Origin of the sequence: Amycolatopsis sp. NPDC024027, assembly GCF_040638975.1 — a bacterium.
GTDB lineage: Bacteria > Actinomycetota > Actinomycetes > Mycobacteriales > Pseudonocardiaceae > Amycolatopsis.
On the sequence record NZ_JBEZYY010000007.1, the window covers coordinates 120,480 to 133,012 of the forward strand.

Annotated in this window: 12 protein-coding genes; 10 read left to right on the plus strand and 2 right to left on the minus strand. The window is 72.8% G+C overall.

Annotated elements, in window-relative coordinates; translation table 11 throughout:
* Positions 1 to 42: 42 nt before the first annotated feature.
* From sucC to AB0F52_RS19315, 7 genes are all read left to right on the plus strand, one after another.
* Entirely contained in the window at positions 43 to 1,212 is a 1,170-nt protein-coding gene (gene sucC / locus AB0F52_RS19285; RefSeq protein WP_360172324.1) for an ADP-forming succinate--CoA ligase subunit beta, read from the plus strand.
* Between the two features lie 2 nt (positions 1,213 to 1,214).
* Positions 1,215 to 2,105, plus strand: a complete 891-nt coding sequence (gene sucD / locus AB0F52_RS19290) for a succinate--CoA ligase subunit alpha (protein ID WP_103353387.1) — start codon at positions 1,215 to 1,217, stop codon at positions 2,103 to 2,105.
* A gap of 205 nt (positions 2,106 to 2,310) precedes the next feature.
* The gene (locus AB0F52_RS19295) at positions 2,311 to 3,105 is read left to right on the plus strand and encodes a DUF5336 domain-containing protein (RefSeq protein WP_360172328.1); all 795 of its coding nucleotides are present in this window, start codon (positions 2,311 to 2,313) and stop codon (positions 3,103 to 3,105) included.
* A 135-nt stretch (positions 3,106 to 3,240) separates the two neighbouring features.
* Positions 3,241 to 4,734, plus strand: a complete 1,494-nt coding sequence (locus tag AB0F52_RS19300) for a DUF6350 family protein (protein WP_360172331.1) — start codon at positions 3,241 to 3,243, stop codon at positions 4,732 to 4,734.
* A 77-nt stretch (positions 4,735 to 4,811) separates the two neighbouring features.
* Positions 4,812 to 5,429, plus strand: a complete 618-nt coding sequence (gene purN / locus AB0F52_RS19305) for a phosphoribosylglycinamide formyltransferase (RefSeq protein WP_360172334.1) — start codon at positions 4,812 to 4,814, stop codon at positions 5,427 to 5,429.
* Positions 5,419 to 6,987, plus strand: coding sequence for a bifunctional phosphoribosylaminoimidazolecarboxamide formyltransferase/IMP cyclohydrolase (purH, locus tag AB0F52_RS19310; protein WP_360172337.1), 1,569 nt, complete (start codon positions 5,419 to 5,421; stop codon positions 6,985 to 6,987). The genes purN and purH overlap by 11 nt, the downstream gene beginning before the upstream one ends.
* Positions 6,988 to 7,019: 32 nt before the next feature.
* Entirely contained in the window at positions 7,020 to 7,832 is an 813-nt protein-coding gene (locus AB0F52_RS19315; RefSeq protein ID WP_360172340.1) for a hypothetical protein, read from the plus strand.
* Here the strand turns inward: AB0F52_RS19315 and AB0F52_RS19320 are convergent.
* Both AB0F52_RS19320 and AB0F52_RS19325 read right to left on the minus strand, forming a co-directional pair.
* A complete protein-coding gene (locus AB0F52_RS19320) occupies positions 7,829 to 8,548 on the minus strand; it encodes a hypothetical protein (RefSeq protein WP_360172343.1) in 720 nt (239 codons plus the stop codon). The genes AB0F52_RS19315 and AB0F52_RS19320 overlap by 4 nt on opposite strands.
* A 71-nt stretch (positions 8,549 to 8,619) precedes the next feature.
* Positions 8,620 to 9,108, minus strand: coding sequence for a GNAT family N-acetyltransferase (locus tag AB0F52_RS19325; RefSeq protein WP_103340908.1), 489 nt, complete (start codon positions 9,106 to 9,108; stop codon positions 8,620 to 8,622).
* 53 nt (positions 9,109 to 9,161) lie between these two features.
* Here AB0F52_RS19325 and AB0F52_RS19330 point away from each other — a divergent pair, with 53 nt between their 5' ends.
* The 3 genes from AB0F52_RS19330 to AB0F52_RS19340 all read left to right on the plus strand — a co-directional run bounded on the left by AB0F52_RS19330 (position 9,162) and on the right by AB0F52_RS19340 (position 12,532).
* Entirely contained in the window at positions 9,162 to 9,710 is a 549-nt protein-coding gene (locus AB0F52_RS19330) for an HD domain-containing protein (protein WP_360172346.1), read from the plus strand.
* A gap of 154 nt (positions 9,711 to 9,864) precedes the next feature.
* On the plus strand, positions 9,865 to 10,560 hold the full coding sequence (locus AB0F52_RS19335; RefSeq protein ID WP_360172349.1) for a hypothetical protein: 696 nt from the start codon (positions 9,865 to 9,867) through the stop codon (positions 10,558 to 10,560).
* 409 nt (positions 10,561 to 10,969) lie between these two features.
* Complete coding sequence (locus AB0F52_RS19340; protein WP_360173198.1) at positions 10,970 to 12,532, plus strand: DNA polymerase Y family protein; 1,563 nt, start codon at positions 10,970 to 10,972, stop codon at positions 12,530 to 12,532.
* The last annotated feature ends 1 nt before the right edge of the window (position 12,533 follow it).

Consider the following 12,533-nt stretch of genomic DNA (forward strand, 5'->3'; position numbering starts at 1 on the left):
CGCGGACCACCTGCAGTGGCGTGTCGTCAGGAGACTGGAGTAGTGGACCTCTACGAGTACCAGGCGAGGGATCTCTTCGCCGCCCACGGAGTACCGGTTCTGCCGGGCTCGGTGGCTAGCACCCCCGAAGAAGCCAAGGCCGCCGCGGAGCAGATCGGTAACCAGGTCGTCGTCAAGGCGCAGGTGAAGGTCGGCGGCCGCGGCAAGGCGGGCGGCGTCAAGCTGGCCCAGACCCCGGACGAGGCGAAGGAGAAGGCGGAAGCCATCCTCGGCCTCGACATCAAGGGCCACATCACGCGTCGCGTGCTCGTGGCCGAAGCCTCGGACATCGCGTCCGAGTACTACTTCTCCTTCCTGCTGGACCGGTCCAACCGGACCTTCCTGGCGATGGCGTCCTCCGAGGGCGGCATGGAGATCGAGCAGCTCGCCGTCGAGCGCCCCGAGGCGCTCGCCAAGATCCCGGTCGACTCGATCACCGGTGTCGACAAGGCGAAGGCGCTCGAGATCCTGAAGGCCGGCAACTTCCCGGCCGACATCATCGACGAAGCCGCCGACGTCGTGGTGAAGCTCTGGGAGACCTTCGTCTCCGAGGACGCCACCCTGGTCGAGGTCAACCCGCTGGTCCGCGACCCGCAGGACAAGATCATCGCCCTCGACGGCAAGGTCACCCTCGACGAGAACGCGGACTTCCGCCAGCCGGGCCACGAGGCCCTGGTGGACAAGGACGCGGAGAACCCGCTCGAGGCGAAGGCCAAGGCCAAGAACCTCAACTACGTCAAGCTCGACGGCCAGGTCGGCATCATCGGCAACGGCGCGGGCCTGGTCATGTCCACTTTGGACGTCGTGGCGTACGCGGGCGAGAAGCACGGCGGCGTGAAGCCGGCGAACTTCCTCGACATCGGCGGCGGCGCGTCGGCCGAGGTCATGGCGGCCGGGCTGGACGTCATCCTCAACGACTCCGACGTGAAGAGCGTCTTCGTCAACGTCTTCGGCGGCATCACCGCCTGCGACGCGGTGGCGAACGGCATCGTCGAGGCCCTGAAGATGCTGGGCGACGAGGCCAGCAAGCCGCTGGTCGTCCGCCTGGACGGCAACAACGTCGTCGAGGGTCGCCAGATCCTGGCCGACGCGAACCACCCGCTGGTCACCGTGGTGGACACAATGGACAACGCGGCCGACAAGGCTGCCGAGCTCGCCGCGGCAGGTGCGTGAAGATGTCGATCTTCCTGAACGAGAACAGCAAGGTCATCGTGCAGGGGCTCACCGGCTCCGAGGGCATGAAGCACGCGACCAAGATGCTGAAGTCCGGCACGAACATCGTGGGCGGCGTCAACGCCCGCAAGGCCGGCCAGACCGTCACCATCGAGGGCAAGGACCTCAAGGTCTTCGGCACGGTCGAAGAGGCCATCAAGGAGACCGGCGCCGACGTGTCGGTCATCTTCGTGCCGCCGAAGTTCGCCAAGGACGCGGTCGTCGAGGCGATCGACGCCGAGATCCCGCTGGCTGTCGTCATCACCGAGGGCATCCCGGTGCACGACTCGGCCTACTTCTGGGCGCACGCGGTCGCGAAGGGCGGCACGACCCGCATCATCGGGCCGAACTGCCCCGGCGTGATCAGCCCGGGCAAGTCGAACGCCGGCATCATCCCGGCCGACATCTCCGGCCCGGGCCAGATCGGCCTCGTGTCGAAGTCCGGCACGCTGACCTACCAGATGATGTACGAGCTGCGGGACATCGGTTTCTCCACCGCGGTCGGCATCGGCGGTGACCCCATCATCGGCACCACGCACATCGACGCCCTCGAGGCGTTCGAGGCGGACCCCGAGACCAAGGTCATCGTGATGATCGGCGAGATCGGTGGCGACGCCGAAGAGCGCGCCGCGGCCTACATCAAGGAGAACGTGACGAAGCCGGTCGTCGGTTACGTCGCGGGCTTCACCGCGCCCGAGGGCAAGACCATGGGCCACGCCGGCGCCATCGTCTCCGGCTCCTCCGGCACGGCGGCCGCGAAGAAGGAGGCCCTCGAGGCCGCCGGCGTCAAGGTCGGCAAGACCCCGAGCGAGACCGCCGTCCTCGCGCGTGAGCTGTACAACAACCTGGGCTGATCCCGGGACGTAACTCCTGGTGAGGCCGGGCACCCACGAGGTGCCCGGCCTTTCCTCGTTCCGGCCGGAACCGCGCGGGAGATTCACACGTCTGGTGGGCTGACGGCCGTGGAGTGCGCTAGCGTTCTGCGCACACAAGCCGCCTCGTCTTCTTCCGGGCGCCCGCGCGCCCGGAGTGCCGGTCGAACCGACAGGAGTGCATCCGATGACCTTCCCCAGCGGTGGGCCCGGCTACCCCCAGCAGGGTGGCGGCCAGCAGCCCCCCGGACCGCCGTCCAGCAGCTTCCCATCGCAACAGCAGCAACAGCAGCAGCCGCATTCGCACCAGGCACCCTCCGGTGGGGCGGGCCTGCCGCAGAACCTGCCGCTGCTGCTCGCCCTGGTCGTCGCCGGCCTCGGCCTCGTGCAGTACTTCCTCGGCTTCTCCGACAACGGTGAAGTCGGCCTCGGCGGGACGTTCCTGCTCGGCGGCGGCCTGCTCGCCGCGATGCACGCGCTGCCCAAGGGCCCGAAGACGCTGCCGTTCGCGGCGCTGTTCAGCGTTCTCGGCGCGCTCGAGGTCCTGGACACCCTCGTCGGGCTCCAGACTTCGCCCGGCATCGTCACCGTCATCCTGATCCTGGCGATCCTGCAGATGCTGGTCGCGGTCGGCGCGCTGCTGATCGCGCACGACGTCATCAAGCCGCCGTCGCCGAAGCCCGCCGCGCCGTCCTACGGCGGCCAGTACGGCCAGCAGGGACAGCAGGGACAGCAGCAGTACGGCCAGTCCGGTCAGCAGTTCGGCCAGCAGGGTCACGGGTCGGGCCCGGTCGCCCCCACCGGCGAGCCGTCGGCGCCGTTCTCGCAGCCGGGCCAGTACGGCTCGCCGAACCCGCCGTCGACCACCCCGCCGCCGGGGCAGCAGGCCACGACGTACGCCCCGCAGCAGGGCCAGTTCTTCCAGCAGCCGCCACCGGAGAACCCGGGCACGCCGCCCGGTGGGTTCGGCAAGTCGAACTGACGCAGCCCACTTCGAACACCCGCTGTGACACTCGGTGTCACAGCGGGTGTTTTGTTTCGGGGAAGACCCGACCGGGTGAGCTCCCGCGCCCGGCGGCGGCGTGGCTCACCCGGACGGAGCAGCCCGGATGTCAGGGTGCGGATCATGGACCTGCTCACCGACGACCCCCACCCGCCGGGTGAAGCGGTGGGCGAGCCCGGCTCCGGCGTCGAACCCGCCCCGGTGTCCTGGCTGCGCGTGCTGCTCGCCGCCGCCCTCGGCCCGCTGGTCACCGGCTACGCCGCCGTCGCGACCGTGCTGGCCCTGGTCGCCCTCACCGCCGGTCGCACCGCCTTCTCCGACACCGGCGTGCTGCTGGCCGCCAGGCCCGGCTGGCTCGCCGCGCACCAAGTGCGCCTCGGCATCGGCGGTCACCCTCTCGGGTTCCTGCCGCTGCTGCCGACGCTGGGTGTCGTCGCGCTCGCCGCGCGGACGGCGTCCGGCGCCGCCCGCCGCCTCGGCTGCCGGTCGTTCCGCGAAGCCCGGCCGGTGCTGCTCACGATCACCGGTGCGCACGCGGTGTTCGGGCTCGTCGTCGCGCTCTGCGCCCAGGGCTCGCCGGTGACGGCGAACCCGGCGCTCGCCTTCGTCGTGCCCGGGCTCCTCGCCGCCGCGGCCTCGTGCGCGGGCATCACCCGCTCGTGCGGGCTGCCGGACGCCGTCTCCGACCGCATCGACGCGCTCGCGCTGCGCGGGCTGCGCGTCGGCGCGATGAGCCTGGCGATCCTGGTGGCCTGCGGCGCCGCCGTGTTCACCGTCGCGACCGGGCTGTCGTGGGCGACGGTGTCCGGCACCTACGAACCCGGCTTCGGCACCAGTTCCGGGCTCTTCCTGCTCTCGCTGCTGTACCTGCCGAACGCCGTGACGGCCGCGATGTCCTTCGTCACCGGGCCGGGGTTCTCGATCGGGCCGCTCACCGTCGGCGTGTTCGGCTACCGCGGCAGCGCCGTGCCCGCCGTCCCGCTGCTCGGCGGCCTGCCCGAGCACCACGCGGCCTGGTGGCCGGCGCTGCTGGTGCTGCCCGCGGCGACCGGCGCGCTGGCCGGCTGGTCGCTGCGCAAGGCCGACGCCGATCCGGCGCAGCGCATCCGCGCGGTCGCGGTCGCCGGTGCCGTCGTCGCGCTCGGCTGCGTCGTGCTGGGCACGCTGGCCGGAGGGCGGCTCGGTGACGGCCCGTTCGACCCGGTGAGCGTCCCGGTCGGCGTCGCTTCGATCGTCGCGTTCTGCTGGATCGTCATCCCGGGGTCGTTCGTCGCGTTCTTCGCGGGCGAGCACGAGCCGCCCGCTCCGCCGCCCGAAGCGCTCGAAGACAACGAAGCCTTCCAGGACGCTGACGACGTCGACGCCGAAGAAGCGGCCGAAGCCGTCGAGGAACTCGAAGCGGCTGAAGCCTCCGAGAACTCCGGAGAGTCCGAAGAGGACGAGGAGTTTTCCGCCGAGGACGCGGAGTTCGAAGCCGAGGCCGACGCCGAGCTCGGGCTCGAAGAACCGGCCGAAGACCTCCCCGACATCGCTCCCGAACCGGGCGGCGCTGTGACCGGAGGCACCGAGACCTGCGGCGACGTCGAGCCGGACGAGGGCGACCGTTAGGGTTTACGTGACCTGGTGAAGCGCCGTGCGCCCGGCTGCGCACCGCCCGCGGCAAGGAGCTCGCTCTGTCTCAACGGTTGGACCTGCCCACTCCGGTGAAGCTCGTCGTGCTCGCGTCGGGCTCCGGCACCCTCCTGCAGGCGGTGCTGGACGCCACCGGGCGGTCCGGCTTCCCGGCCAAGGTCGTCGCCGTCGGCGCCGACCGCACCGGCATCGAGGCCCTCACCCGCGCCGAGCGCCTGAGCATCCCGTCGTTCACCGTCCGCGTCGCCGACCACCCGGACCGCGCCGCCTGGGACAAGGCGCTGACCGAGGCCGTCGCGGCGTACCGGCCCGACCTGGTCGTCTCCGCCGGGTTCATGAAGATCCTCGGCGAGCAGTTCCTCGGCCGCTTCACGGTGATCAACACACACCCGGCGCTGCTCCCGTCCTTCCCCGGGATGCACGCGGTCCGCGACGCCCTCGACGCCGGGGTCAAGGTCACCGGCTCGACCGTGCACTTCGCGGACGCCGGGGTCGACACCGGGCCGATCATCGCCCAGGAGGCGGTCGTCGTGGAGAGCGACGACGACGAAAACGTCCTGCACGAACGGATCAAGGCCGTCGAACGCAGGCTGCTGGTGGAAACGATCGAGCGACTCGGCCGCGGTGGCTGCACCGTGGACGGACGAAAGGTGACATTTCGTGAGCACTGACCTGGGACGGCGCCCGGTCCGCCGGGCGCTGATCGGCGTCTCGGACAAGGCGGGCCTCCTGGACCTCGCGACCGGCCTGCACGCGGCCGGCGTCGAGATCGTCTCCACCGGTGGCACGGCGAAGGCCATCGCCGACGCCGGGGTCCCGGTCACGCCGGTCGAGCAGGTCACCGGTTTCCCGGAGTCGCTGGACGGCCGCGTCAAGACGCTGCACCCGCACGTGCACGCCGGGCTGCTGGCCGACCAGGGCAACTCCGACCACGTCGAGCAGCTGCGCAAGCTGGACATCGCGGCGTTCGACCTGCTCGTCGTGAACCTGTACCCGTTCGCGCAGACCGTCGCGTCCGGCGCGAGCGCCGAGGACTGCGTCGAGAACATCGACATCGGCGGTCCGGCCATGGTCCGCGCGGCGGCGAAGAACCACGGCAGCGTCGCGGTCGTCGTCGACCCGGCCCGCTACGGCTGGGTGCTCGAGCGCGTCGCGGGCGGCGGCTTCGAGTTCGCGGACCGCAAGCGCCTCGCCGCCCAGGCGTACGCGCACACGGCGGCGTACGACACGGCCGTCGCGTCGTGGTTCGCCAGCGCGTACGCCCCCGACGAAGACGCTGCCGACGCCGGCTTCCCGGACTTCCTCGGCGCCACCTGGGAACGCGCCGACATCCTGCGCTACGGCGAGAACCCGCACCAGAAGGCCGCGCTGTACAAGAGCGAGCGGCCCGGCCTGGCGCACGCCGAGCAGCTGCACGGCAAGGCCATGTCGTACAACAACTACGTCGACACCGACGCCGCGCGCCGCGCCGCGTACGACTTCGCCGAGCCCGCCGTCGCGATCATCAAGCACGCCAACCCGTGCGGTCTCGCGATCGGCGTCGACGTCGCCGAAGCGCACCGCAAGGCGCACGCGTGCGACCCGGTTTCGGCCTACGGCGGCGTCATCGCGACGAACCGGCCGGTCAGCCGCGAGGCCGCCGAGCAGATCGCCGAGGTCTTCACCGAGGTCGTGCTGGCCCCGGACTTCGACGCCGAGGCGCTGGAAATCCTGCAGCGCAAGAAGAACATCCGGCTGCTGAAGCTGCCGGCCGCCCCGGCGTCGCCGATCGAATTCCGCCCGATCTCCGGTGGCGTCCTGCTGCAGACCGCCGACGCCATCGACGCCGCTGGTGACGACCCGGCGAACTGGACGCTCGCCACCGGCGCCGCGGCCGACGAGCAGACCTTGCGCGACCTCGAGTTCGCGTGGCGCTCGCTGCGCGCGGTCAAGTCGAACGCGATCCTGCTGGCCACCGGCGGCGCGACCGTCGGCGTCGGCATGGGCCAGGTCAACCGGGTCGACTCGTCGCGGCTCGCGGTGGCCCGGGCGGGCGACCGGGCCAAGGGCTCGGTCGGTGCGTCGGACGCGTTCTTCCCGTTCCCGGACGGCCTGGAGGTGCTGACCGAGGCGGGCGTGCGCGCGATCGTGCAGCCCGGCGGCTCGGTCCACGACCCCGAGGTCATCGCGGCCGCGGAAAAGGCGGGCGTCACCATGTACCTGACGGGAACGCGCCACTTCGCGCACTGATCGCTTTCGGGGGCTTCGAGAGGGAGGGCTCGATGCAGCAACCGCCGCCGTACGGCCACGGCCAAGGTCAGCAGGGGTACCCGGGCTATCCGCAGCAGCCCGGGTACCCGCCGCAGGGGCAGCCGCAGCAGCCCGGATATCCGCCACCGCAGGGTTATCCGCAGCAGGGCTATCCCCAGCAGCCGGGCTACCCGCCGCCCGGCTACCCGCCCGCCGGGTACGGCGCACCGGCGCCGCCACCGAAGAAGAAGCGGACCGGGCTGATCCTCGGCATCATCGGCGGCGTCGTCGTGCTGCTCGGCGCGGGCATTCCGCTGGGCATCTTCGCGGGCGACTACTTCGCGAGCACCGGCGCGGCACCGTCGTCGTCGCCGGTGCCCGCCGAGTGCCAGGTTCCGGCGCCGGTGCTGGAGAAGGCGGGTTTCCCGAGCTTCGTCCTGGGCGGCCAGGGCACCCAGGACCTCCCGGGCATCAAGCAGCAGGGCTGCAGCTGGAAGCCGGGGCCGGACGAGAACGTCCGCGACGCCACCATGCACGTCCAGATCACCCGGTACTCCGGGGAGAGCGCGCGCGAGCAGGCGAACGACATGTTCAAGCCGAAGGCACCGGCGCTCCCGCCGACGGACGTGCGCGGCATCGGCGACAAGGCGGTCCTGGTCCGGCTCGCCACCGACAGCGCGTTCAGCGGGTCCGAACTGCACGTCCTGAAGGGCACGACCGTCGTCATCCTCGAGGTGTCCGGCTGGGACAAGGGATTCTTCTCGAACTCGCCGATGCCGCAGGACGAAACCGACGCCGCCGTGCAGGCGGTCGGCGCGGAGATCGTCAAAAAGCTGCCGCGCTAGGCGGGCGCGGGCAGCGTCCGGCAGAGCGCGGCCGGGAACTTCGGCTCGGCCGCCTGGATCTCCGCGCAGCCGGCGGACCGGGCCGTCGCGAACGACGTCCACCCCGCGTCGCTCCAGCGGAAGGCGGTGCGGGACGGCGGCTCGGACCGCTGCTGCGGGAGGTCGAGGAGCAGCCAGTCCGGCACGCACGCGCGGGTCGCGCCCGGGCTGACGGCACCGGTGGCGGACACCGCGGCACCGATCCACGCCGGATCGCAGTGGTCGGCGGGCGGGGCACAGGTGCCCTGGCGGTCGCAGTGGCCCCAGCCCGCACCCAGCTTGTGCCAGGCGTTGCCGGTGTCGGCGTTGAGGATGACCGTCCGGTCCGCGATCGGGCCCGTCGTCGTCAGCCGCAGTTCCGCGGGCACCTTGTCCTGGCAGCCGCCCGCCGCGGGGCGGGTCGAGTAGACGACGTCCGCGCGGATGTCGGTCTTCGCTTCCACGACCTGTTCGATCCGCGGCTCCTGGACGCAGCCGGGGTCGTTGCCGGGCAGGACGACCTGCACGAAGAGGCTGCGGTCGTCCGAACCGGGGCGGATCCCGGTGACGTCGGCGCGGAACGAGCGCCACTGGGCGCCGATGGTCGTCGGCGCCGTGGCCGCGGCCGTGGCGCCCGGAACCCCGCAGCCGGCGGCGAGGGCTCCTGCCGCCGCGATGACGGCGCAAGCGACTGCCACGATCGGCCGTCTCCGCCGTTCGGTCATCGCCACCCCCAAGTCCACCGGCGAATCTAGCCGACGCCGCAGCGTCAGGCGGCCGGCCCGGGTTTTTCGCGCAGCGTGACGTCCTTCTCCAGGTAGACCGCCCCGGCGATGTGGCCGCCGGGCGCCGGCGCGTCGGTGAGCCGGTAGCCGGCCCGCTGGTACAGCGCGATGTTGCGGGTGCTGCGGGCGCCGGTGAAGAGGGCGAACCGGCGGGCTTCCGCGGGCGCCTGCGCTTCGGCGTGGGCGAGCAGCCGGCGACCCAGCCCGCGCCCGGCGAGGTCCGGCGCGACCATCAGCCGGCCGAGTTCCCAGCAGTCCCCGTCCAGCCGGGCGCGCACGGCGCCGATCAGCCGGTGGTCCTGCCGCAGCACCCACACCGACCACGTTTTCGTCCAGTCGCGGACGTCTTCGAGGGTCTCGTGCAGGGCGGGGATGTCGAGGGTGTCGTTGAGGACGGCCTCCTGCACCCAGCAGCAGCGCTGGAGGACCAGCAGCTCGGGGCAGTCTTCGGGGCGGGCGTCGGTGAGCTCCACGCCGCCTGTCTAGTGACCGGTGCCGGGGCGGGCAACTTCATTACCTTGGCGGGGTGAACCTGCGCCACGCTCTCGACGCCCCGGGATTCGCCCCGCTGCCGCCCCGGGCGCGGACCTTGCTGGAAACACTCGCTGCGCCGCCGCGGCTCGGCGCGCACCTGCGGCTGGTGCACGACGTCGCGGTCACCCTGACCGGGTGGGTGGGGCCGCGCGTGGACGTCCCGGCGGTGCTGTTCGGTGCGGCCACGCACGACATCGGGAAGATCGTGCACCCCGCGGAGCTGTCCGGGCCGGGATCGGCGCACGAACTCGCCGGGTACTCGTTGCTGCTCTCGCAGGGGGTCGAGGAGCCGTTGGCGCGCTTCGCGCGGACGCACGGCTCTTGGGACGCCGCGGACAGCACCTTCGAAGATCTGCTCGTCACGCTGGCGGACAAGGTGTGGAAGGGAAAGCGGCTGCCGGAGCTGGAGAAGCGGGTCGCCGAGCGGCTCGGCGGGCCGCCGTGGGAGACGTTCCTGGCCCTCGACGACGAGCTCGAGCGGATCGCTTCCGGTGCCGACGCGCGCTTGGCTTTCCAGGCCGCGTACCCCACCAGTGGGTGACTTGACACCTCGGGTGGTTCGCGGTTGACTGGTTCTAGTCGAACAGACGTTCGACGTGGAACCGCCGCCTTCCCCGCGGCGAACCAGTGCCGTCGGTCGCGTTTTGGGAGAGGCCCGACCGCCGGCCCTAGTCCGTGGTGGGGAGGTGCGTGCGGTGACAGCTGTGGTGGAGCCGCCGGTGGCCCGGCTGGCGGCCCTGCCCGGGGTCAGCACGGCGAGCCGGGTGGCGGCCCAGGCCGAGCGGGCCAGGGCGGCGGGAAGGGTGCTCCCGGTCGTCCCGGCGCTGGCCGGGCTGCTGCCCGACACCGGGCTCCGGCGCGGGAGCACGGTGGCGGTCCACGGGGGTACCTCGCTGCTGCTCGCCCTCCTCGCCGCGGCCACGACCGCGGGCTCCTGGGCGGCGGTGGCCGGCATGCCGTCCTTGGGGATCGCGGCGGCGGCCGAGTACGGGGTCGACGTCAGCCGCCTGGCCCTGGTCCCGCGTCCGGGGCCGGAGCTCCCGGCGGTGATCGCGGCGTTGCTGGACGGCGTCGACCTGGTGGCGGTCCAGTCGGAGACGCTCCAGCCGGCGCTGGCCCGGCGGCTGTCGGCCCGGGCTCGCCATCGCGGCGCGGTGCTGTTGTCGGCCGGGGCTTGGCCCGGAGCGGACGTGGTGCTGTCGTGCCGTCGTGAGCCCTGGTCGGGCCCGTCTGGTGGGTACGGCCACCTCGAGTCCCGCCGCGTGCGGGTCCGAGCCCACGGCCGCGGCCCGGCGGCCCGCCCGCTCACGGCGGACCTCCACCTCCCGGCCGCCGGCGGCGAGGTCACCCGGGCGCTCCCCGCGCCCTCGCTCCGCGAGGCCACCGCATGACCCCCACCTCGCACCCCGTCCCCACCCACACGTGTCGACCTTCCAGTCACGCGTGTCGACTCTCCAGTCACGCGAGTCGACCCTCCAGTCACGCGAGTTGCGCCTCTAATCACGCGAGTCGACCCTCCAGGCACGCGAGCCGTCCCTCTCGGTGCGTGGGCCGACGGTCCGGGTACGCGAGCCGACCGTCTGGGTACGTGGGCCGACCGCTTGGGCACGCGAGCGGACCGCCTGGGCACGTCGGCCGACCGCTTGGGCACGCGAGCCGACCTCCCGGGTACGCGGGCCGACCCTCCAGGCACGCGAGCCGACCACTCCATCACCTCCACCCGCGTCGGGGTGGCGGGCGGGTTCGGGAGGCCACGTGACCGTCCCGTCCCAGCGGAGCGCCCACGACGCCCCCACCCGCATGCTCGTCCTCTGGTGTCCGGACTGGCCCGCCGTCGCCGCTGCGGCCGTTGGTGGGGTTGATGCCGCCCTGCCCGTTGCCGTCTTCAGCGCCAACCGGGTTGTCGCCTGCAACGCCGTTGCCCGGCGGAATGGTGTCCGGCGGGGGATGCGGCGGCGGGATGCCCAGTCGAACTGTCCGGAACTCGCCGTCTTCGCCGCCGACGACGGGCGGGACGCGCGGCTCTTCGAAGCCGTCGCGCGGGCCGTCGAGGGGCTCGTTGTCGGGGTCGAGGTCGTGCGGCCCGGGCTGGTCGCCGTTCCCGTCGAAGGCGCCGCCGGCTACTTCGGTGGGGAACACGCGCTCGTCGAACGGCTTCTCGACGAGGTCGCCGCCGCGGCCGGGGTCGAATGTCAGGTCGGCGTCGCCGAGGGGCTGTTCGCCGCGACGCTCGCCGCGCGGTGCGGTGAGTTCGTCGCGGCCGGGCGGGTTGCCGAATTCCTCGCCCCGCTTCCGGTCACCGAGCTCGACCAGCCCGGTGCCGACCGCGCGGAGCTGGTCGATCTGCTGCGCCGCCTCGGGCTGAAGACGCTCGGTGCGTTCGCCGCCCTGCCGGAACGTGACGTCGCCAACCGCTTCGGCGCGGGCGGGCTGCTCGCCCACCGGCTGGCGCGCGGCCGGTCCGAACGGCCGCCGCTGCGTCGCCGACCACCGCCTGAACTGGCGCTGGCCGAGGAGTTCGACCCCGTTGTCGAGCGGGTCGACGTCGCGGCGTTCCTCGCCAAGGGGCTCGCGACGCGCTTCTGCGCGGGCCTCGCCGGGCACGGCCTCGCCTGCACGCGGCTCGGCATCTACGCGGTCACCGAAGAAGGCGAACACCTCGGCCGGGCTTGGCGCTGCGCCGAACCGCTGACGCCCGCCGGGGTCGCCGATCGCGTGCGCTGGCAGTTCGAGGGCTGGCTGCGCGCCGCGCCCGGGCAGCGTCCGACGTCCGGCGTCGTGCGGCTGCGGCTGGAACCCGAAGAGGTCGTCGAAGGGCGGTCGCTGCAGCTCGACCTGTGGCGCAACGGCGGTTCCAACGAGGACGACGAGCGCGCCGCCCGCGCGTTCGTGCGGGTCCAGGGCCTGCTCGGGCCCGAAGGCGTGCTCACCCCGGTGCTCGACGGCGGCCGCGACCCCGCCGGCCGCGTCCGGCTGGTGCCCTGGGGCGACCCGCGCGAGCGGACGGCACCGCCGGACGCGACCTGGCCGGGGCGGCTGCCGTCGCCGTCTCCGGCGACGGTCCTCGACCGGCCGGTCCCGGCGCAGGTTTTCGACGACGGCGGCCGGGCCGTCGGCGTCACGGCCCGCGACCAGGTCACGGCACCCCCGCGACGCCTCGCCATCGCGGGCGGCGCGGGCCGGGAGGTCGTGGGCTGGGCGGGCCCGTGGCCCCTGACGGGCGACCGCCGCCGGCCGGGCCCGCGGCGGGCGCGGCTGCAGCTGGTGCTGGCCGGCGAGGGGGACGAGCCGCCCGAGGCGGTGCTGGTGCACTGCGCAGGCACGGAAAATCCACTGTGGACGGTCGAGGGAGTGTACGACTGAG

Bases quoted from the DNA above. Each gene is read 5' to 3' on its own strand.
- AB0F52_RS19315 (WP_360172340.1), top strand. From the start codon at position 7,020: ATGCAGCAACCGCCGCCGTACGGCCACGGCCAAGGTCAGCAGGGGTAC.
- sucD (WP_103353387.1), top strand. From the start codon at position 1,215: ATGTCGATCTTCCTGAACGAGAACAGCAAGGTCATCGTGCAGGGGCTC.
- AB0F52_RS19340 (WP_360173198.1), top strand. From the start codon at position 10,970: ATGCTCGTCCTCTGGTGTCCGGACTGGCCCGCCGTCGCCGCTGCGGCC.
- AB0F52_RS19295 (WP_360172328.1), top strand. From the start codon at position 2,311: ATGACCTTCCCCAGCGGTGGGCCCGGCTACCCCCAGCAGGGTGGCGGC.